The following is a 20,808-nucleotide window of genomic DNA, read 5'->3' as shown; positions in this document are numbered from 1 at the left end:
ATACCTCCTATGCAATCGCCACATTGCCGTAAGAATCGAACTCGATGAGCTTCTTGACCTCAAGGGAAGTCAAAATCGACTCGAACGTTGATTCGACCGGTGCGGCCATGATGCCATCTCGAAGCTCAGCGCGGCTCACGGTATGGTCTCTGTTCTCGTATAGGTAGAAGAGAACCTGTTGTTCGGTCCTCTCGAAAAAACTGTCCCGTTCGTTCATTTGGTCTCTTTTCATAGAAGCCTCTCTTTGCCGAACAGGATACGGAGACACGCGCAGGCGCTGACCTTCTTGCCGCTGCGGCAGGTCTACCGGATTGGCGGAACCCTAGCGCCCCACAGACTGGATCATATTGCCAATCTCATCGCCGGCGCAGCACTCGTCCATGCGCTCGGCGATATCGTCCAAGCCCTCCTCGAGCCTGAACCCCTCGGGGACGTCCAGCGCCCCGATGGAGCAGAGCTGCGTGATGGTCAAATTAAGGTAATCCTCGCCGCCGTCCTTGGAGAATTTGCCGAGCCAAAAAGGGGAGTTCTCTAGATCGGGCGTCTTGATGGCCATATCGATGTTCCAATCACTCGCCTCGATCCCCCTGTCCTCGAGAATGCCCGCCACATCGGAACGCTTCCATTTGACGGTGGCGCCTTCTATGATTTCAGGGTCGGCGATATCCCATGCGACCGACAGGTCATCGACGCGAACGGAATCGCCCGTCCACTCGCCGGTCTTGCTGTCATATCCCTTCACGACCATAAACGGCTCGTCACCGCCGCAAAACAGTATCGCCGTCGAGCCGAACCTCGTGAGTTCGACATTGTCCCTCGGATCGGGTTTGATTTCCGTGCCTTGGATATCGATATCCATTTCTTCCCTCCTAAAATCCAGCTTTATCCCTGCCGCCGCGCCCATAGGGTTGCGCCGAATCGAGCTCGACGGCCTCCATGAGGTCATCGAGCGATTCCATCCTCCCGTTCCCGGAGAAATTCCAGCCGAATACCGCGCAGATATCCCGCTCGACGCATGCGACGTCGCCGCTCATCTCAGCTAGGCGCACGACAAGGTTCTCTGCAGGAAGACCTCGGCGCATGCGCAGGCGGGCCATCTCCCGCCCGAGCTCGTCATTTTCCATGGCAATCACCCTGTCGCTCAGCGACTTGGCGATGAAGAGGACCTCATATTTCCCGTTGCCGTGTGCCATGCTCGGTGTCTCATCGAGGATGAGCTTGCCGCCCTCCACGACAAGCTCGAAATCCCGCGCATCGTCGTCGAGCCGATATCGCCCAGCGGCGAGTTCGGCCGCGAACTCGCCGACGCTGCGCGGCTGCGCCCTGATGAAGGACTCGGTATCTGAAAACAGGTATTCGCAAAAACCCGAAGCCGAGTCCTTAAGGATGACGATGCATTTGGACGTGTCGATACAGTCGAGCAGGACGCGGACGTTATCGGTCGCACTCGAATCGTAGAACTCGGCTTCGGATTCGAGGTCGCAACTGAAGGCAGAGCGGATGACGTCGCACGCAAACCCGAGATCCGCGCAAAAATCCTCATAGGCGCCCTTGTCTTCGCCCGCCGCAGTGCGTGCACTGTCCAGAATCTCATCGGTCAGCCCGCTCGGAATTTCGACATCCGGAAAGTGTGATGGGTCGGCGATTCGTGAGACCGCCTCGCGTGCCCAACTCACACCGATGTCGTCGGCGAGCTCTTCCATCCGTGCCGGGCCATGTGCCAAGACTATATGCCTGTCGGTTCGGATAGGTACCGCCGCGGCAGCCTTGGGGACAACGGCTGCGAGACGGGCGAGGTTGATGAGCTTATGGCTCTCGACTGCCTTGCCCAGTAGCATCTCGTAGCTTTTCTCCGATGGGATATTTCGAAGCTCGCGGACCTTTTCCGTGATGGAGAACAGGCTGCTCGGGATGGCGGAGATTCGAGCAGACGCAGTGTGGCCTCCATCATCTGAGAGAACGAGCTGCCCGTTTGGCTCGGGGTAGAGCCGCTCGGAATCTCCGACGAGGCTCGACACAAAGTCACCCGCCCGCGACCCGTCTTTCTCCGCTACCCAAGAATCTCCTCGGCGGCAGAGGAGAACCGCATCGGGCACCTTTAGGCCTTCGAGATTGTCTATGGGTATTTCTCGCATCGGCGGCGCTCCCATCATGTTCGGTATTTCTGCGATCGTATATCCTGACTTTACGAACATGTATGGCAGACAACCCTTGCGGGGACAGAAATAGACTTGGAGGGCGACCGAAAACGGCTCACCCTCCGCAAAGCTCTGCCTTCCTCGCTCTAGAACTCGACATCCTCGTCGTAGAGCTCGGGCTCGGGTCCGGTGATTACATAAGGCTGATCGCCTTGAACCTCGGCCGCCTCGCTGCTCTTCACATCGCACAGATCATTCAGCGGCGCGTCCTCGCCGCCGCCCGTCTGGTGGTATTTCAGGGCCGCGGCCTTGCTGCCCTGGCGCGATGCAGCGGCATCACGATCCTCGAGCATCTGCTTGGCCTCGGCAGCGGCGGGATTCATTTCCTTACCGGCCGCCGCTAGTTTGTCCTCGTAACCCTGGGCGTTGAGCAGGCGTGCATCGTAGGCGTCCTCAATGCCGGCGACCAAGGCTCCCGCGCTGAACTCCTGCGGGCTACGGTAGTCATAGTCGAAGTTGTCGCGGGAATCCTCGCCGCTGACAGGATAGACGCGGACGGGCAATTCAGTTTTGAAGCTCGCCGTGAAGGGCTTACCGGACTGCGCATAGGGCAACTGTCTGTCCGTGAGGAACTTGCTCACGATCATGCCGCCGAGATCTTGATTGCCGACCATGGTGTGGGGAGGCAGCTTGCACAGCAGGAAGTTCTTATCGGGGCCGTCCTCAACGGGAACGGTCTTGACCTTCATATCGCAGGGGGCGAAGGTGAGTCCCGTGTATTTGTAGCTCGCGCTGCGCTGCGGCTCCGGCTTGGTGACTTCCTTGCCCTGATAGGCCGCCGACACGGCGGCGGCCAAGTCACTCGGCATGATTGCCGCATCGCCCTCGCCGGGATAGTCGATGCGTTGGTTCTGCTCATCGTACTTGAAGAAATGCATCTCGCGGTCGGAGCGGAAACCGTACTTGACCGCCTTTCCGGCATCCTTGTCCTGCTTCATGAACTCGCGAGCGGGCATGGAGACCTTCATGCCGGAAAGGTCCTTATCCCCGACAACGGTACCCTTCGGCATCGTCATGTTGATGCGCAGGCGCTCTTTGCCGTTACGATCCGTATACGGCTTCACACGGACATCCTTGTTCTCGAAGCTGATATTGATGTACTCGGGCTTCTTCGACTCGGATTCGTCTACCATATCCTTCTCCTTTTCCTTTTTATTCTTCTTCTCTTTATCCTTGTTCTCCTTGCCCTCTTCCTCATCCTGCCCGTGGGTTTCCACAGCCTCCGACTCGGCGGGCTCTTCCTCGCGAGCACCCACCTCATCGCGGACGTCTTTGCGCCTGGATGCGGCATCGACTTCCGACTGAACCAAGTCGCCCAAACTCATCGTCTTACCCGTAGGTTTCCTGACCGTCTCGATATGGATGCCGCCATAACCGTCTTCCAGGGCGCGTTCGACCATACTCTCGAGCTTTACGCGCATCTCGCTTCCCACGGGAAGGGACTTGATGGCCTCCTGCACGCTGATCGTCGCATTTTTGAAGCCAGCGATGACCTTCTCGCAATCGGGGGCGACATCGACCTTCTCGACACTCTTTACGGGATGCTTCTTGCGGTCGAGCGCAACCTCGCCGCGGACGATGTCGATGATGTCGTGGTACCCGTAATCGAGCTGTCCGCTGATTCGCGGCCTGACCCCGCAATCCCTGAGAAAGGACCTGAACTGAGCAAGGGTATGCTCGGTAAGGCTGCCGCTGGGGACAAGCTCGTACTGGGCGGCATCCAGCTCAAGCGCCGTCTCGATGGCGGCACGGTAGAAGGAGTCCTCGCGGTTGCCCTTATAGCCCCAGAAGCTATCGACCACAGGTCCGCAGACGATCACCGCATCCAGATCGGGGTCGATGGAGCGCCGGTTACGTTCAGCCTGCATGGACGCGAGCTCGACACAACTTTCGAGGGAGCCGTCCGTGAGCCGGATCGCCTGCTCATTGCCGCTCAATGCAGCGAGCTCCATCTCTCGGCGGCAGGACGGTACGGCGGCGGTACTGTAGCCCATCTCCGCAAGGGCGCCTGCGGTGAGATTGCCGAGCGTGTTGGTATTCGGGCCGTGCAGGTTGATGACAAAGGCCATGGTGGCTCCGATCGTTCTTACATTCGTATTGATTCAAAGTATGGGAGCCCAGGAACGGGCGACGAGATGATGGGACGGAAGTAGAGGATGGAAACCGGTCTTGAAAATCTTCCGCCGAAAACATAAAGGGGCGCACCCGCAAATCGGGTACGCCCCTTTATCAATCCAGCCAAACCCTAGTAGTTCGCGAGATGCTCCGCGGCATCGAGCATCGGCAAGCCCACGCCCTCCAGGCCGTACCTCATCGATTGCGCCTCGTCGGTCTTCTCCTCGCAGAGCGAATCGAGGCCCCGCTCGCAACCCGGCAATTTGTCGGGATCCATATACGGCTCGGTCGCTACGGTCACGACCAGCTCGGCGAGCTCGCGGTTCTCATCGATCGCAGTCGGCAGCGCGACATTCTCGATATCGCCCTCGAACCCATCGGGGCGGAAAGGCTCCAAGATAACCGAGTCGTAATCCTCCGTACTTCGGGTGCTGTTCGGGCGGTAAAAGTAGCAGGACTCGCCCTCGATCGTCACCGTTCCTTCAATGAAATTGTCGTCGTTGGTGCTATCGACCTCGACTTGAATATCCGGCAGGCCCGTGCGGGTGCATTCCTCCGCCCGTGCCCGATCGGCGAATGCGGCACGTTCCTCGGGTTCGATGCCGAAACTGTCCGCCATGATGTCGAGAAGCTCTGGGACGGATTGCGTGCTGATAACATCGCTGCCGGACAGGAGCATGGCCAAGTGGTGGGTGATGCCTTCAGCGATTACGGACGCGCCGCCAAAGTTCTGAAAGGTCCTTCTTAGGTGGATGGGGTCGACAACGGGCCCGCTATAGAGGATGTCGGCCACGCTCTCGAAGCCATGGAACAGTTTCCCGTAGGCGAGTTCGGACGGAAAGACGTTGAATATGGCCGTCTGGGGAGCATCGAGACCATCTGGGACGAGCTCCGTGGTCGCGACAAGAAGATTGAACTCGGGGAAATAGCTTACCGTCTCACTAGCCGTGAGCTTGTCGAGCAGCTCCTTTACACCCGTCCCTAGAGATCTCTTCGACATCTCGGGCAGCGGCTTACCATGCGACAGCTCGAAATTCTCTCGGTCGGACATACCTTGTTTTTGATAATACGAGGCAGCATGGATCATATCGGGAATGCTCTCGGCATCGATGGTCGGGCTCCAGGAAAACAGGTCGGCCAACATGGCTATCCTCGAATCATAGAACTTGCCTCCATCGGCATCCTGTTCAAAGGAATCGATGATGGCGACTGCCTCGCACTGTCCTCCTTCGAAAACCATGTCGGACAAGTAATCACAGCGCTTGAACAGATCACCGCTAGAGATATCGGAGATCTTGGCGTTAAAGATGGCCGTCTGAATCCTTAACGGCTCCTCGCTCGGATCGTAGCTGGAACTGACCACGAGGAGGTTGAACTCAGGGAAGAACGTCATGCTGTTCTCCTTGACGAGCATCTCGAGAAGCTGGTCCTTGTCCTGGAAGCCATGGACTCTATACATAGCTACTCTCCGATTTCCGAATTGTCGTGATTGTTATATTCCTGATCGCGATTGTCCGTATCGACATCCTGCGCAAGAGAGGCGACCTCGCGGCGGTCCTCGCACATATCGTCAAGGCTCTCGCCAAGCCCAACCACACTATCGGCAAACTGCTGGCAGAACCCGTGCGCCTCATCGAGATCGGCGCAGAAGCGTCCGTTGCCGCAGTCATGCCCGTCGGTGAGAACCTTCACATCGAACCGCGCTCCTTGGTCATAGGCGAACGAATCCTCCTTGACCTCGGTAATCTGGAACTCTGTTTTCACGCCATCGTGAAACATGATGTACTCCTCGGTGGGCATATCAAGTGCCTTCTCGGCAAAACGCGGGCGGGAGCACATCTCGGGATTGTCCCACAGGTCATGCAGGAAGGCACTCTCATCGCCATCTCGGTAGACGAACCCCATCGCCTCGATGCCATCCTTGGGAAGATGGAACCCGTCAACTGTCAAGTGATCCAAATAGAGGCGCCCGCCCTTGTCGGTCAGCTGGCGCATCTCCGCGCAGGCGTGTGCACCGAGGAGCTCACAGATTGTGGCGTGTCCATCGGGGAGCGCACCGGTCAGAATCAGCGAACCGTTTTCATCCCAGATGCCGTCGATTTTGCAGTCGGCGAAGATGTTGTCCCCGCCGGTGTCGGACGGAGAGGTGTCCATCGCGTCAACGAAGTCCTCATAGGCGGTGAGTACGCAGGGCGTATCGCCATATCCATCGCGACCGCCCTTGACGAGAATGGGGTTTCCCCAGTTGTCGTTGATGAACTCAGATTGGCCGGTGCGGTCGGTATCGAAGAAATTATCGAGCTGATTGACCACCTCAAGGTAGCTATCGCCGACCCTTCCGATCATCCTATCGAAAATGATGCGCTGCTTGGGCTCGATCTCGGCATGCTTCTCGATGGCACGGTCGTTTTCCACATCGAAGCCCATCTTATCGAGGGCCGATGCGATGTATTTACATTCCGAAGCCTCATTGGCAAGTGTCGCACAATACGTTTCGCTGCAAAGCTCGACATCGAAGAACTGCTCGAGGGCATCGATTTCGTCATCATTCAGCACCTGCTTCAAGGCATCCATATTCTTCTCGCAGGACTCCGTCAGCTTGTTCGCACGCGGGACCGACAGCCTGCGCCCGTTATCCTCGAAAAACTGCGCCTGAACTTCATCGGTACTGCTGCCGTCTGCATACCTGTCAAAACATCTGACCGTTGCGTACGCCGCATTGGCGAGGTTAACATCAGCCGCATCGATAATGTTGAACTTGGAGAAGGAGAGCGTCGCACTGTCGCTTCCGCGGCTCAAGTCAACCTCAATGGTGTCTTCGGCTTCGCGCACGGAGCAATCGACGGCGTTGATTATCTCAATAGGATCCTCCGCATCGATAAACAGCTCGACATCGGAGCTAATACCTTCAAGGTCATATCGGCTGGCACCTTCGAGCCAATCGATGATATCGTCGATGCGGTCGCGGGCATCCTCGAGCAGACTCTCGTTGCTGACGGACTCGAGGTGACCGTATCCGTTGAAGCGGTAGCAGTCGGCGTCCTGCTCGACGTGGCGACTCTCGCTGAGGGCAGTCGCTACGTCCTAGCCGCAGAGCTTGGCGGCTTCCTCCACGGAATCATATGTATCGAAATGCCCGTACTGATTCGCGGCATCGTACGCCTTCGCGCAGTCCAGCAAATCGTTATCATCTGCATGGTTGAGCAGGTAGTCTTTTAAGCCGACACGGTTCATGGTTTCCTCCAAGCAGCTAAATTCGTTACATTCAAATCATCGCAAGCAAGCCAAATCGAAACGACTGCAGGACATAAGTAGCCGCCGCGATTGCGCAATTTGCTTCTACATATGCGTCACACAGTTTGATAGGGAACATCCGCACGACATGACCGCACACCTGTCCGCTCAAGCCGTCCCGCACGTTCTTGCGCTTTGCCTGAGTCTTTTTGACCCAGCTCTTCTGATTCTTTTTCTTCTTTTTATTTTTCTTCTTATTCTTCTTGTTCTTCTTCACATCCGTGTAGCTCGGTAGCGCCTTATGCGCCTACCGAGCTACACGCAAAGCCGTGCTCGTCAACGGTTTTGATCGGCACGCTCTTCCAAATCCTCTCCCGCATCGAGCGAGAACTCTTCGACCTTCGCAGCGACAAGCTCATCGAGCGATTCGCCCGCAGGAGGCTGCGCCTCGAGCTCGGCAAGGGCATCATCGACCTTCAGCTCGACCTCCAGAAGCGTGAGCATCGAAGGCATGGTGAGTGTCTCATCGCCGAAAACCTTCTCCACCGCCTCACTAGGCACATCGGAGAAGAAGCCGTCCTCATCGCGGAGCAGATCGAGACCCGCGGGCGTGAGCTCATGGAACGTCAGAAGGGTCGGCGGCTCGCTGTAAGCCTTACATGCGAGCTCGCCGTTGCACTCGCCCCAAGACGCCCCATTACGCGAGAAGGGGAGTTCGTCATTGATGTCCTCGGCATCACTGAGAAGAAAGTAATCCTGTTTTCCCTCACCACCGGACGTGCGCTGCACGGCGAAATACGTCTGGCAATCCAAAGGCCTCTCCCCCTGCTCGTCCATGGGAAACATAATGTCATCCAGTGCGTTGATAACCGCATCAGCGATGCTAGTTGGGATTGCTAGTTCATCCTCCTGATATTCGTATTGTGCTTTGCCCCCAAAGGGAACGAAACCATCCATCTTGTTCTCAATCTGACTCATAGCAGGTCCTTTCAAAGAGGTTTACCGCTTTCATCCTCAACGTTTACCGTCCACCCGCTCGGCAGTGGGACGAAAGTAGCCGTGGCGATTCCCGATAACGCTTTACAGCTGCCTACTCAGCTCCATCTTCCGTGAGCTTGCTCGGCATGATCGTCAGCGGGACCTCGCCGCCGCACTTGAATTTGATTTTCACAGGTGTCTGCAGGTCGTCGATATTCCAGATGGCGATTCCGCTCGCAGTCTGCCCCGGTTCGACCTCGACCGACTCGGGGTTCCGATAGTTGCCCTCATCATCGTACAAAGCCCCGAACTGCAATGTTTCGCCGCCCTGCACCGCAGACAGCAAATCGATTGGCGAGATGACCATCTTGGTGTCTGATTTGTTCGTCAGCAGCAGGTCGCAGACGAGTACCTTCTGCGCTCCGAGAGAGCCGGACGAGGCTCCCGTCTCCGTCGAGGCATCGACCTCCCAAGACCCGCGTCCCAAGCGATATCCGGCAACGCTGATATTCACCGAGGAATCGCCCGGTTCCAGGCTCGCAGATTGAATGGTATTTGATTGATTGACCTGTGTGTCCGCTCCGCAGCCGGCAAGGCCGGCGCTGAAACCGAAAACGGCGACAGCCGTCATTGCGGAAACGATAATTCGCCTCATGTCTTCATCCTGTCTGTCTCAAAGACCGCTTGGGGTACGGCCTTTGACGAAATGATAACACGACGATAAACCTTTGAGAGAACTGACGGCACACCGACATTATTTCCCTCAATGCCTTTCGCTAGGCGAAGCGGGCGAGTACAATCCCGAGAAGCAACCCCGACAAATTGCAGACACAATGCGCGATGATGCTCGAGCCGATCCCGTCGCGCTGCCTGAGACCGCCCAAGACCAGGGCGCAGACAAGGGCATAAGCCGACTGCACGACATTGAAATGGAAGCAGGCGAACAGCACGGCTTGGATGAGGTTCGCAGCCCAGAACGGCAAGCCGCGCCGCCCCAATGCCGTCGGCAAGACGCCGCGAAAGCACAGCTCCTCCGCAACCGGATCGATAACGCAAAGCCGTAACAGATAGGGGAGTGTGATGGCAACCGTAGCCGCGGTATCGATTTTAGAGACTATCGCGATAGTGCCGATCGAGACGGCTTGCAGCAAGACCCCGGCACTGACAGCGGAAAGCACGGCAACGACCCCGAGACGGTTGAATCCGAGCCCGAAAGACCGGCACAGCCATGCCATGGCCGCAAGTGCGACCAGCGATGAAACGGTATGCGCGATATCCTCGGGCAGACCCGCCGAAAGGGTCAACAGCCCCGCGCCGAGAAGCGAGATACCGAACAGCGCGGGCGCGATGAAGGCAAAGCGCAGGGAGATTCCGTTATCCTCGGACTCGGCTTCGACTTGGTTCACGCGAGCCTCCTTGCAAACAGATGCCTGCCGATGGCGCGGATGCCCTTCACGCCGGCAAGGATGCCGCCCGCCACGACTGCCGTGCCCGCGACAAGTGCGACGACCCCGAGGGCGACCATGCCGGCATCGATTGGCACCTCGTCCTCGAGGACTTTCTGTGCGATATAGCCGGAGAACCCCAAAGACCCCAGGCATGAGAGTCCCGCCATGATGGCATCGCGCTCCGTGCCGTTCCACGATTCGGTGCGGGGGCGAATGGAGAACAGGAACCCGTCCTCCAAATCGATCGCATCGCCGACCTCAAGGCCATTAGTCTCGAATAGAGGGCGAATAAGGCGAAACGCCTCCCCGTCGGTCACATGCCGCTTGGCATCTGCCTTCCTGACCACGATAACCGTGAGTTCATTCATGTCATCCATTGCCTTACTCCCTGTCATCGAGGGCATCTCGAACGCCGCCACGACCAGCCCGCCCGATCATTTCCCTTTTCACTTCTCATCGAACACGAACTCGATTCTGCCCGACCTATCTGCAGCCAGCCTGAGCTTCGCACTGAATTCCTTACCGGTTTTTGACTTGAACCCCGAGATCTTCGCGGTCGTACCGCCCTCGAGAAGCTTGCCCAACTGAGCCGCCGTCAGCTTCTTTCCCGCAACGCTCTTCCAAATCTCGAATCCGCACCCTTCGGTTTGGACCCATTTGCCGCACTTATCGCGCTTTCCCTTGTTGGAGGAGCAGCTGCACGTCTTGGCCTTGCCGCCTCGGTCGATGACGTCTGCACCGCATCGCGGGCATTTCCCGACGACCTTGGATCCAACGGGTCCCAAGCTGCCGAGATTCTCGCCGTTTTTCTTCATGACCTCGATATCGTGGACAACCATATCGGTGACGGAGTTCACCACATCGTTCGCATCCAGCTCGAACCTGCCGACAGCCTCCATCTGGTTGAAGAGCCGCTCGGTGGCTTCAGGCGACGCTATCTGACATCCTCCGAGCAACTTGTAGGACACTGCGCCGCAGTCGGTGAGGGACAGCGTTCCCTTCTTCTCCCTCATGAGGGCGCGGTCCTCGTCCTTGGTGATTTCGGCGAGCGTGCTGGTTCGCGTGGCGCCCGTGCCTACGTTGTACTTCTCGAGGCGCTTCGTGAGCCATTTCATGGTCGGCTTCTGCGGGCGCTTGTTGGCGCCTTCGAAACAGAAAGGCGCGGCGGTCTTGCCGAATTCGGCGGTATTCTCCTTCTCGGCACCCTCCTGGGCTTCCTCCTGCGATGCATCGGAATCGAAAATCGCCTTGAATCCCCGCAACAGCGGTATCTGCGTCGACCCCGTGAACTCGGGAAAATCCTTCACGTGCGCCTTCACGAGCTCATACTCATAGTCCTCGGCGAGCATCGACAGGTAATTCTTGGCGAGCACGACGTAGATATCGCGGGCGCATTTGCCATATGCATCGAGCGCGGCGAGGGTGGCGGGGACGTTGGGACCGGGACGGTTCGAACCGTGAGCGCCGCCCTCCTTGACGTGCGTCTTGCGGGCGGTCCTGTGGGAGCAGATGGCGGGATCGACCCCGACGACCGCGCAGATCCTGTCCACGAGGGGCAGCAGCTCGTTGAACTGCTCGGGCGTGATCTGCTTGTCCTCGGTACGCGGGTAGCTGACCACTTGGTCCTCATACATTTTCTGGTAGCAGGCCAAGACATCGGCGGGCTTGTGTCCGCGGCGGGCGAGGATGCCCGATAGCCCTGCGAGGTCGAGCAGCTTGCCGGGCGCGGTATGCTTCTTCGCCCTCGAGTCCTCGACCACGGCCGACTCATGGAGCGCGGCCAAATCGACCTTCTCGGCGCTATCGAAACGCCACGTGTCCCCGTCCTCGTAGGTGCGTGCGAAGACGTTCCCGTTCCCGTCGCGGAAACGCGCCTCGAAGAACGGCTTCTTGACATAGCCGTTGTACGCCTCTAGCTGGTCGCCCGTGAGCTTCACCATGACGGATTTCAGGCGCCCCTCGCGCACGACCGTGCGGAAACCATGGTCGCGGGCGATGCAGGTCGCGGCACGCACGAACTGCATAGATGCGAGGTCCCACCGCTCACGCACGTGGGCCTTGACGAAGTCTCCGTCCTCTTCCATGGCCCCGAGCATCTTACGGCCCTTGAAGGCCTTCTGGACGCTCGCGGGAGCCTCGTCGGTGAAGTACATGCGGCTCGTCTTGCCGTGCCAACCGCACTTCTCGAGCGCCTCCCATGCCAAAAGCTCACCCTCGCCGGAAGGGTCCACATCGGTCGCGATGCAGACCTCGTCCACCTCGGCAAGCTCCCGCTTCAGCTCCGAGATGACATCGGAGCAGCCCTTGAGCACGCCCTTCTTCCATGCGAATTGCCCGAGGTCCCAGGGAAGCCCCGCCAGCGACCATTTCTGCATGGCTTCGGACTGCTCAGCAGGCACCTGCTTGTCGGGCGGGAGCAGCCCCATGACGTGCCCTCGAAGGGCGCAGATTTTATACTGCACGCCGGCATAGGAGCCGGAGGTCCCGCTGAGCGCCTTTGCGAAGTTGCGCTTAGCACTCGGCTTCTCTGCGAGTATGAGAATCATTGCGGCTCCTTTCACGGGAGGGGAGGGTGGTAACTGGACTCTTCTTTTTACAGGCGCAATCGATATCTCGCGCTTTCAGCACGGCTCGGAGCATCGGCCCCTCATCGCTTCCCATGAGCCAGTCGCAGGGTACCCCCAGTGCCAGCGACAGGCGCAGGATGCATTCGTAGTTCGGCAAGCGCGTCCCCGACAGGTATTTCTTAAAGGAGTCCTTGCTGATGCCGCAGACGCGGCCGAGCTGATACAGGTTTTCGTAACCGCACGCCTCGGCGGCCCTGCGCAGGCGCACCTTGAAGCGGGCCTTGCGCAGGGCAACCGTGCGGTCGGTATCGGGATCGACCGCGACCATGGCTATCAGCCGCCGAGAGCGGCGCGGGCGAGCTGCGTCGATTTAGCAAGGGTCATGGCAACTACGCCACAGCAGGCGATGATTTTGACGAGCGTGTGGGCGACATTCCCGATGCCGCTCAGGCCGGTTCCGATATCCCCGACAACCGATACGACCAGATAGGGGAACATATAGAGGACCACGACCATCACGACGCCGGCGAGACACAGCGAGAGGAACTGTCGAAGGTATCCCCACCCCCAGCTACGGGTCTCATCGAAGCCCATGAGGGCGAACGGGATGGGTGCGAACATGGCGGTGAGGTAGATCTCGATGGCGCGACCGATCATCATGGCGTACGAGATAATCAGGGTGAACTGTGCGACTATATAGGCAATGGCGACTTCGAGCAGGATGACCAGGCTTTCGATGATATTGCCGTCTTCGGGGAAGACGATAAGGTTGTCCTTGCTCCACCAGTCGGTACCGGCATTGGCTCCAAGCGAGCTGGCGGACGTGCTGGCGGTCTTGATGATTTCCAAGACGATGGAGTACAGGTCTTTGACGATTCCGACGCCGTTGCGGACCATGTACATCATGACGGCGCACCAGACGAACAGTGCGACGACCTCGCGGACCGAGGGCATCATGCCGCCGCCTTGGTCCATCTTCTTGGCAATCTTGAGGAGCTGGAGCAGCATGCCCATGGCGAGAAGGGTGGCGGCGACTGGCTTGATGGCGCTGTCGGACACGTTGGTGACCAGGGCGGCGAGGTTGATTTTTCCGCTCGTATTTCCCAAGAGATGGTCAAAGTCGCAGAGCAAGTCCGACGCCGAGACGCAATTCTTTATATCGCCCAACGTGCACTTGAGCATGAGGTTGGCAATGGGTTGGACTAAGGTTCCGTTGAGGAACTTCATGATGCCCTGACCGATGGCCTCGGTCCAAGAGCCGATCATTTCCCCGACCTTGTTGACCAAATCATCCAAGCCGAAAGCCGCGGCGCAATGCTGGGTCAGCAGCATGAGCAGCAGCATGATTCCGAGCGCCAGCGCGAAAGACGCGCCCGCACGTCCGGCCGATGGGGACTTGATGCCATCGAGCTTGCACTCAACAGACTTTACGGCCGCAACGAGGTGATGTTTCGCCTTGTTGAGGACGCCTTCATTGCGGGCGTAATCGAGGGCTTCGACCCTGATGGCGGCTACGTCCATCATTGGACATCGACCTCCTCGAACTCATGGGTGTCGGTGTGGTAGATGACGAGAATGCTCGGCAGGGAATCCTCGGCTGCGTTCGTGGCGTTCTTGATGCCAAACGTCAGGGTGCGGGTGGACTCGATGAAGTTCTCGATGACCGTGCCGTCCCACGTCAGCTCGGTCGTGGTGGAATGGTTTGCGAGCAGGTATTCGATAACGGAGCGCTTGAACTCCTTGGTGTGGCCGTCGATGGCCTTTTTGAAGTTATCGCCCTCGATGCCGTTGAATTTGGCGCTCTCGGCGCAACGGTTGTTCGAATAGCCGTTCTCATTGTGGAACATATCGCACTTGAGCTCGAAATAGGTGTCGTTGCCCTCGCCGGTGAGTGCGGCGGGATCGACCCTGCTGAGGGTCATGATGTGGTCGTTGCCGGACGCGTCGATTACGGAGAAGACCACCCAGCTTAAAGCCCCTGTCTGGTCGCCGGCGATGGTATCCACCGCCGTGATTGCAAAGGTCTGGACTTGCTTTTTGGTCTTCTTGTCCGAGCCCTTGGACTCTCCGTAAGACTCGGTGATGATGCCGTCCCTGATCGTCATCGAACCGCTGCCGTCATTTGCCGCCCATTTCGAATTCTCGATCTGCTCGACGATTTGCTTGGTGTCCTGGTCGTAGTCCTTGATGGCGGCGCGCTGGCGCTCGGTCAGCTCGGTTTTGGTGCCGGGGTCGCTGCCTTTTTGAGGCTCCTTCTCGCTTTTCCGCTCGATCGCGGGAGACCCGGCGTCATCGCCCGCGTTTCCCTTCGCGACGCAAGACGTGATACCGTTCATCGCAATGAACAAGACGATGCCCGCCGCGACCGCGACGACCGCCGTGTTGTTCTTGAGGAACTCCATGAATTTATCCATCCTGTCTCCTTCCCAGTCTGAGGTTTATTTCGAAAGGTCGATTCCGCCGATCCAGCCCCACTTGCAGCCGGTGCCGGCGCCGTAGAACCTGATGAAGCTATCGAGCGATTTCACCGTGATGGGACCCTCGTTGCTCCTGACCCTGTTGTTGCCGATGTAGATGCCGACGTGTCCGTACGTGAGTCCGGGAGCACCGGTACCAGGATGCGAGACATCGGCGATGATCATGCCCACCTTGAGCTCCGACCTATTGGAGCTATGGCACCAGGACCGGCACATATCGCAGGCGTTGCCGCCGAAATAGCCCACTCCCGCCGCGCTGAAGACGTTGGTCACCCAGGCGGCGCACCAGCCCTGCCCGGGAGACGGGGTGGCGTAGGCCATGTTGACGACAGCCTGCTGGCGGGCCGACGCACCCGCAATTTGCGGGGCGCCCGTTCCGTTGCCATGGTCTCCATCGCCGTCCGATGGGTTCGTAAGCAGCTCGTAATACCTGTCGGCGGCTTCATAGCGCACCTTCAGGCGGGGGATTCCAGCGCCTTCCCAGCCATAGCAGAATTGCCTGACGGCGTCCTTCAGGTCGGTGGATGCCAAGAATGCCCGCTTGCTTCCCGAGACCAGGGTTCCCCCGACGGGATCGAGCGAACGGTTCTCGGAGCCATCTGGGCCGTGTTCGGACCTGATGGTATAGGCGCGGCTCCAGTATCCCCAGCTGTCGTGATCCCAGAAGAAATCGAGCTGGACTTGGACCTCCGTCCAGGACTTCCCGATGGACTTTGCATAGTTCACGAGGTTCGTATGACGCCCGTTCGTCCATTGGCAAAGGCCGATGCCGTTGGCGTTCGTGCCGCCGCCTTCCTCCGATCCCGGATTCATGCCGCTCTCGGCGTACATGTTTCCCATGATGGCGGCGATTTGCAGGTCATCGAGCCCCTTCTCCCTGAAGAACGATGCGACCTGCGATTCCACTTCGTTCATTCCCTGAACCTCCTGATCGGCGCTGCCGCCGGATAGAGCCAGCAAAAGGATTAGTACGGGAACGGCGGCGAGGATGAGCATCCCGAAAGTCGAGCCGCCGATAGCGGTCGCAAGGGAGCCGACTGCTCCGGCGACAGCGGCGGCAAGTGACTTCAGGAGGGCTTGGAGTGCCGCGACGGCATGCTGCGCTGCCGCCTTGAGGCCGGCGGTGAGCTTGCCGATGAGCGCGGCCTTCTGCTCGGCCTCGACGGCCTCGCCCGCCGCGGCCTTCGCCCTGGCGATCGACATGGAGCGGCGCTGCATCGATTTAGAGAAGGCGGCACGCTGCCCGTCCTCCGCCGCCCGCGCAGCCTTCTTCTCGGCCTGCGACATGAGCTGCGACTTGCTGCCGCCCTTGGCTTTGGCTCGGGCTGCCTTGAAGTCCTGAGCCTTGCCGCGCACATAGTGTCCGGCGCGTACCGCCTCGTCCGCCTTCTCGACCCCGTCGAGACTGCCCTCCTCATCGAACGCGAAAACCGCCGACTTGGCGGCCTCGGCGGACGAGGAGAAGAAGCCCCGCGCCCCAGCTTGCTTTCCGGCGGCCCTGCTGGCCCTGATTGAACGGCCGGCGGCGACCGTGGCGCGGGCAGTGGAGCGGATGGCCGTGCCGGACACGGAATCGTCCCCGATGGATGCGACGGCTGAATTCACCAAGGCGTTTGCCGCAGCGGATTTGAATTTCGCGGCGGTCTTGGCGCGTTGCTCGGCTTTGGTGATAAATGCCGAGGCTTCCCTGTGGGCCGCGACCATATCATCGGAGGCCGCCCGGACGTGCTCCTTCTCGGCGACCACCTTTCGCGCGGCAGCGCGGACGCTATCGGGGGCATCGGCGACATTGGATACGGTACCCGTCACATCGCCATGGTTGTCCCCGCCGCGGGGCTTACCGATACGCGCGGCGGTTCCACCCGCGCCATCGCGCTCCGCCTGGGTCATGAATCCGAAGTCACGGGAATCGGACACCCCGGCTCGCTCGATGCCGTCGGCGCTCGTTCCGAGTCCGTCCTTGAAGCCCTCGGCTCTCGATGCGGAATCGGAAAATGCGGATGCCTGGACGCCCGAGTTCCATCCCGAGGCGTCGAGCGTCTCCAAGGCGTCCTTCTCGGCAGCAGCGAAGTCCTGCTTAGCCTGCGAATAGGCGGCCCTCGAGTTATCCAGGTTTTCCTGAATCTTCTTGCTGAGGTGTACGTCGCTCGCCTTGCCGCCGGTGAACATATCGGCAGATGCCCACGATGCGGATGAACCCTGGTGCGATCCAAAACCGATTGCCTCCGATACGGCTTCGGTTTTTTCCTCCGCGCCGCCCGTGTCGGCGGCCATAGGGGAGGCACCGCCAAAAGGTTGCTGACCTCCCTGCATAGGCGCCTGACTCTGCCCCGCACCGCTCGCGGACTTGGAAAATCCCGCCGCGCCCGCATCATACGCGCCGGAGAAGGCATCGCGTGAATCGGCCTGCACGGACACGGCAGCGCCCTCGATGAAATCTCGGGAGCCGCCGATACCGGCCGCATCGATGCCGTCGAAAGAGGTCATCATGTTTCGCTGCGCGGCGGCGGCACGGTCGGCACCGCCCTCAAACTGGGTGGCAGTACCTTGCTGCTCCATGCGGGAGGTAAAGGCGCTGGGGACCTGTTGGATTGGCTGCGCGGCAGTCGGGGCGGCAGGACCCTGAGATGCCGCAGCAACGAAACCCTGTTCCACGCCGCCTGTTTGATGGCTAGGCCCCATCACGCCGGCGCCATAGGCGCTGGGAACAGCATCGCGGATAACGGTCGATACTGCGCTGGGCGTTCCGGCTGCATCGGCGCTAGCGGAATATCCAGAACCGGCCACATCGACATGGCGGGAGAAATCTGCGCCGGCCCCGGCTGTGCGTTGCAAGGCATCGTCATATGCCGCCGCGGCCTGCCGCCGGCGCTCTGCCGCAGAGGACATGCTCGCCGTGCTGCCATCTTTCAGGTTAGACGAGGAACTTGCGTTTCCATATTTGGAATCGTCTGGCAAGATGTCCTCCTTCCAAAATCATTTGGGTTACGGTCTCGAAGTATCGACCCGGCAATCGGTAATAGACGGGCAGTTGCCGCAGCGGCAACTGCCCGTCTCCATATTTGGCTACACGTCCGAGCCGCTCTCAGAACTCTGGGAACCCTGCTTCGGCTCGTTGCGCTTCTTCTTGCGGCCGCGCACGCGCTTGCGGCGGCGGAACTCGTCCTGCGGGGCGACATCCTCGGCCGTACCGCCGTGCTTTGCCACATCGAGCGCCTCTCGAGCCTTCTTCTCGGCCCACTCGTTCGGGTCCGTGGAGAACAGCTCATAGAGGTGGTTATCGGTCGGGAACTCACCCTTGATCGGCACGCGGGCCGACCCGAATACGAGAAGGCCCCAACCGCGAGGGGCGCCCTCGTCGATGCAGGCGACCTCGAGCGGCGACAGTCCCAAGGCATCCGCCCAGTAGTCGCGGTCCTCCTTGGACTGCTTGAGCAGCATGATGAAGTCGGAGTTCTTGACGATGGCGTTGGCGTCCTGGTTGCGGATCATGGATTCGGTCGACTGCGTGATGCCCGTCAGGTACATGCCGAACTTACGGCACTCGTTGGCGAATCGGCGGAAGTAGTTGAGTACCGAGGGGTACTTGAACAGCGACTCCATCTCCTCGATGTAGAGCCATGTCCTTCGCCCGTGGTCGAAGTTGCTGTACATGATGTTTCGCACCGTCTCGCAAAATGAGATCAGCGCAAAGACGAGCATCGAGTCCGGCACGTCCTTGAAGTTCAGGCCGACGGTGCGGGCCGTAAGGTCGATATCGGTCTCATGGTTGAAGAAGTTGGAGTACCCGCTGACGAAGCGCTCATAGCGCAGGGCGATGTTCTGCGCCATCGGCTCGGGCTGGCGCTTCAGCTCCTCGTAGAAGTCCTCGAGGATGGGCTCGCGCCCGCCCTCCATGTTGTAGCGGCGGAAGATGTTCTCGACGCAGCGCTGGATGATGGAGCGCTCCTCCTCGGAGAATACCGTCATGGTCTCATTGGCGGCGGCGGCCGCCTGCGCGATCATGGCGTCGGCCTTGAAAGCCACCTGCGTGCCGAAATCCTCGGACTCGCGGCGCTTGTCCATACCGAGCGGGTTCAGGTGGGCATCGAGTCCGACTCCGAAGGAGGCATAGGTGCCTCCCGCATGCTCGACGAGCAGCTTGTACTCGCCGGCGCGGTCGAAGATGATAACTTGGTCGTCGGGCTTCGAGAGCAGCGTGCCCTCGATCTCGTTCTTGGCGAAGAATCCCTTGCCCGATCCCGTCTTGCCGGAGATGAAGCCGACGGGACTTGCCAGGTTGGCTCGGTTGCCGAACACGAGGTTGTTCGACAGCTTGTTCTGGTAGTACCAGCTACCGCCCTCCTGCTCGAGCTCCTGGGTGGCGAAAGGGACGAAGATGCACGCCTCCGACGTGGTGAAGGGTCGCGAGATCTCGATATGGTTGAGGCCGAGGGGCAGAATCGAGTTCAGGCCCTGGCGCTGGCGGTACTCGAGGGTCTCCACCTGCACGCCCGCGGAGGACGCGACGTCGAGGATCTGCAGTACCTGCTCGGTCAGCTTCTCGGGGGACTCAGCCCACGTGAAGATGAGGCCGGAGAACATGAAGAGGTGCTGCTGCTGGCCTTGGAGCTGCGTCAGCAGATCCTCGGTCTCCTCGCGGGAGTATCGCAGCTCAGAGGGCAGGATCGAGTAGTCGTAGCCCTGCTGCACGGCCTTCTTCTGCTCCTCGATGGTCTCGGCATCGATCCACGCGCGGCGGGTCTTGACGAAGTTGATCGCCTTGGACTTCTCCATGGGCTGGAGATACCAAGTCACCTCGATGGGCATCGACATGTTCACGAGGTTCGCGACGACCGTATCCTCGAGGGGGGAGTCGTACTTGCGCATGACCAGCACCTGGCAGTACTTGTCATCAACCTTGAAGTACATGTTCGAACCGTCGGGCTTGAAGTTGATGCTCATCGGCGCAATGAAGTCCTTCGAGCTGTCGGGACTGTAGATCGACAGGTCGCGCTCGTAGTCGAACGTGAACTTGCGGTCGGGGCGCAGCAGGGATTGAAGGACGGACAGGCGCTCGAGACCTGTCATCGGCGTGACATCGCAGCGGATCTGCTCGAAATTGCCCGTCAGGTCGGTGTTGATTCGCGAGAAGCGTGTTCGTGCCTCGATGGGGTTGTTCGCGTGGATACCGATGGTCATGTAGCGAGAGCGCTTGATGTTCGAGACACCCTCGGCGAGCTTGTCGGAGAGGACCTCGTTCATCGTCTCAGCGTCCTCCTTGAGGACGTCGTTCGCCTGGCGCGATGGGTCGTAGAACTGGCGGTCTCGGATCTGGTCATGGCGCAGCGGCGTGTTGACGACGGAGAACTGCACCGTGGTGTCGGCGGGGAAATAGTTGTAGATATCGCACATCGCCGCGAGGATGGTCTTCTGGTCGTCGTCGCGGGCGTTCTGGTAGGTGATGTCGTCGAAGGAAAGGGTCTCGGAGTAGTAGCCGTCCTCGACCTCGCAGATGCCGTTCTCGAACATTCGGTTATAGCCGATGGCATCGACCACGTTCTTGGCGTTGTCTCGGCGACGTCGCTGCTCGGCGGTGAGCTTATCGCTCTTGGAGCTGCGCTCCTTGAGCTTCTTGGTCACCTCCGCGGCGCTTTTCGCCTGCGTGCGCTCCGCCTCCTTCGCCGCGGCGCGGGCGTCGCGGATTTCGCTGCGCTTGCCGGCGAGCTCGCGGTCGAGCTCCTTATGCACCTTCTTGACATAGCGCTTGCGCTCGCGCTTGCTCATCTTCGCATACTCGGGGTCGAGCTCG

18 protein-coding genes are annotated in these 20,808 nt (G+C 59.6%); 1 reads left to right on the top strand and 17 read right to left on the bottom strand.

What is annotated here, in order from left to right; genetic code table 11:
• Positions 1 to 7: 7 nt before the first annotated feature.
• From DWX63_RS08240 to DWX63_RS08215, 6 genes are all read right to left on the bottom strand, one after another.
• Entirely contained in the window at positions 8 to 217 is a 210-nt protein-coding gene (locus DWX63_RS08240; protein ID WP_117843390.1) for a hypothetical protein, read from the bottom strand.
• 105 nt (positions 218 to 322) lie between these two features.
• Positions 323 to 859 (bottom strand): hypothetical protein, encoded by a 537-nt coding sequence (locus DWX63_RS08235; protein ID WP_117843389.1) that lies wholly within the window; start codon positions 857 to 859, stop codon positions 323 to 325.
• A 10-nt stretch (positions 860 to 869) separates the two neighbouring features.
• Positions 870 to 2,018: a hypothetical protein gene (locus tag DWX63_RS08230; protein WP_147336080.1), complete on the bottom strand. Its 1,149-nt coding sequence runs from the start codon at positions 2,016 to 2,018 to the stop codon at positions 870 to 872.
• A 266-nt stretch (positions 2,019 to 2,284) separates the two neighbouring features.
• Positions 2,285 to 4,267: a hypothetical protein gene (locus DWX63_RS08225; RefSeq protein WP_117843387.1), complete on the bottom strand. Its 1,983-nt coding sequence runs from the start codon at positions 4,265 to 4,267 to the stop codon at positions 2,285 to 2,287.
• Positions 4,268 to 4,443: 176 nt separating this feature from the next.
• Positions 4,444 to 5,772, bottom strand: a complete 1,329-nt coding sequence (locus DWX63_RS08220; RefSeq protein ID WP_117843386.1) for a hypothetical protein — start codon at positions 5,770 to 5,772, stop codon at positions 4,444 to 4,446.
• A gap of 2 nt (positions 5,773 to 5,774) precedes the next feature.
• Entirely contained in the window at positions 5,775 to 6,728 is a 954-nt protein-coding gene (locus tag DWX63_RS08215; protein WP_147336079.1) for a hypothetical protein, read from the bottom strand.
• Between DWX63_RS08215 and DWX63_RS11145 the strand changes: the two genes are divergently transcribed.
• Positions 6,699 to 7,532 (top strand): hypothetical protein, encoded by an 834-nt coding sequence (locus DWX63_RS11145; RefSeq protein ID WP_147336078.1) that lies wholly within the window; start codon positions 6,699 to 6,701, stop codon positions 7,530 to 7,532. The genes DWX63_RS08215 and DWX63_RS11145 overlap by 30 nt on opposite strands.
• A 46-nt stretch (positions 7,533 to 7,578) precedes the next feature.
• Here the strand turns inward: DWX63_RS11145 and DWX63_RS08210 are convergent, their stop codons facing one another.
• The 11 genes from DWX63_RS08210 to DWX63_RS08165 form a co-directional block, all read right to left on the bottom strand.
• On the bottom strand, positions 7,579 to 7,824 hold the full coding sequence (locus tag DWX63_RS08210) for a hypothetical protein (protein WP_117843384.1): 246 nt from the start codon (positions 7,822 to 7,824) through the stop codon (positions 7,579 to 7,581).
• A gap of 59 nt (positions 7,825 to 7,883) precedes the next feature.
• The gene (locus DWX63_RS08205) at positions 7,884 to 8,525 is read right to left on the bottom strand and encodes a hypothetical protein (RefSeq protein ID WP_117843383.1); all 642 of its coding nucleotides are present in this window, start codon (positions 8,523 to 8,525) and stop codon (positions 7,884 to 7,886) included.
• 112 nt (positions 8,526 to 8,637) lie between these two features.
• Positions 8,638 to 9,180: a DUF5067 domain-containing protein gene (locus DWX63_RS08200; protein ID WP_117843382.1), complete on the bottom strand. Its 543-nt coding sequence runs from the start codon at positions 9,178 to 9,180 to the stop codon at positions 8,638 to 8,640.
• A 121-nt stretch (positions 9,181 to 9,301) separates the two neighbouring features.
• Positions 9,302 to 9,931: a CPBP family intramembrane glutamic endopeptidase gene (locus DWX63_RS08195; protein WP_158559658.1), complete on the bottom strand. Its 630-nt coding sequence runs from the start codon at positions 9,929 to 9,931 to the stop codon at positions 9,302 to 9,304.
• A complete protein-coding gene (locus DWX63_RS11285) occupies positions 9,928 to 10,350 on the bottom strand; it encodes a hypothetical protein (RefSeq protein ID WP_158559657.1) in 423 nt (140 codons plus the stop codon). The genes DWX63_RS08195 and DWX63_RS11285 overlap by 4 nt, the downstream gene beginning before the upstream one ends.
• Before the next feature lie 69 nt (positions 10,351 to 10,419).
• Positions 10,420 to 12,519, bottom strand: a complete 2,100-nt coding sequence (locus tag DWX63_RS08190) for a DNA topoisomerase (protein WP_117843380.1) — start codon at positions 12,517 to 12,519, stop codon at positions 10,420 to 10,422.
• A complete protein-coding gene (locus tag DWX63_RS08185; protein WP_117758858.1) occupies positions 12,485 to 12,868 on the bottom strand; it encodes a helix-turn-helix domain-containing protein in 384 nt (127 codons plus the stop codon). The genes DWX63_RS08190 and DWX63_RS08185 overlap by 35 nt, the downstream gene beginning before the upstream one ends.
• 5 nt (positions 12,869 to 12,873) lie before the next feature.
• Entirely contained in the window at positions 12,874 to 14,064 is a 1,191-nt protein-coding gene (locus DWX63_RS08180) for a type IV secretion system protein (RefSeq protein WP_117843379.1), read from the bottom strand.
• Positions 14,061 to 14,954 carry a hypothetical protein gene (locus tag DWX63_RS08175; protein ID WP_117843378.1) on the bottom strand — a complete coding sequence of 298 codons (894 nt, stop codon included), beginning with the start codon at positions 14,952 to 14,954 and terminating at the stop codon, positions 14,061 to 14,063. The genes DWX63_RS08180 and DWX63_RS08175 overlap by 4 nt, the downstream gene beginning before the upstream one ends.
• 24 nt (positions 14,955 to 14,978) lie before the next feature.
• Complete coding sequence (locus DWX63_RS11280; protein ID WP_158559656.1) at positions 14,979 to 17,975, bottom strand: phage tail tip lysozyme; 2,997 nt, start codon at positions 17,973 to 17,975, stop codon at positions 14,979 to 14,981.
• Positions 17,976 to 18,083: 108 nt separating this feature from the next.
• The coding region (locus DWX63_RS08165) for a VirB4-like conjugal transfer ATPase, CD1110 family (RefSeq protein ID WP_199411162.1) at positions 18,084 to 20,808 on the bottom strand (2,725 nt) is incomplete at its 5' end.

The sequence above is a fragment of the Collinsella sp. AF20-14LB genome (genome assembly GCF_003459505.1).
In the GTDB taxonomy this organism is placed as follows: domain Bacteria; phylum Actinomycetota; class Coriobacteriia; order Coriobacteriales; family Coriobacteriaceae; genus Collinsella.
Note: the sequence above shows the minus strand (reverse complement) of the source record. Positions and strands in the feature narration are given on the sequence as shown.

Excerpts from the sequence above, each read along its gene's own strand:
- DWX63_RS08235 (WP_117843389.1), bottom strand. The coding sequence starts at position 859 with ATGGATATCGATATCCAAGGCACGGAAATCAAACCCGATCCGAGGGAC.
- DWX63_RS08175 (WP_117843378.1), bottom strand. The coding sequence starts at position 14,954 with ATGGATAAATTCATGGAGTTCCTCAAGAACAACACGGCGGTCGTCGCG.
- DWX63_RS08225 (WP_117843387.1), bottom strand. The coding sequence starts at position 4,267 with ATGGCCTTTGTCATCAACCTGCACGGCCCGAATACCAACACGCTCGGC.
- DWX63_RS08180 (WP_117843379.1), bottom strand. The coding sequence starts at position 14,064 with ATGATGGACGTAGCCGCCATCAGGGTCGAAGCCCTCGATTACGCCCGC.
- DWX63_RS08205 (WP_117843383.1), bottom strand. The coding sequence starts at position 8,525 with ATGAGTCAGATTGAGAACAAGATGGATGGTTTCGTTCCCTTTGGGGGC.
- DWX63_RS08200 (WP_117843382.1), bottom strand. The coding sequence starts at position 9,180 with ATGAGGCGAATTATCGTTTCCGCAATGACGGCTGTCGCCGTTTTCGGT.
- DWX63_RS08240 (WP_117843390.1), bottom strand. The coding sequence starts at position 217 with ATGAACGAACGGGACAGTTTTTTCGAGAGGACCGAACAACAGGTTCTC.
- DWX63_RS11145 (WP_147336078.1), top strand. The coding sequence starts at position 6,699 with ATGCTTCTCGATGGCACGGTCGTTTTCCACATCGAAGCCCATCTTATC.
- DWX63_RS11285 (WP_158559657.1), bottom strand. The coding sequence starts at position 10,350 with ATGGATGACATGAATGAACTCACGGTTATCGTGGTCAGGAAGGCAGAT.
- DWX63_RS08185 (WP_117758858.1), bottom strand. The coding sequence starts at position 12,868 with ATGGTCGCGGTCGATCCCGATACCGACCGCACGGTTGCCCTGCGCAAG.
- DWX63_RS08220 (WP_117843386.1), bottom strand. The coding sequence starts at position 5,772 with ATGTATAGAGTCCATGGCTTCCAGGACAAGGACCAGCTTCTCGAGATG.
- DWX63_RS08190 (WP_117843380.1), bottom strand. The coding sequence starts at position 12,519 with ATGATTCTCATACTCGCAGAGAAGCCGAGTGCTAAGCGCAACTTCGCA.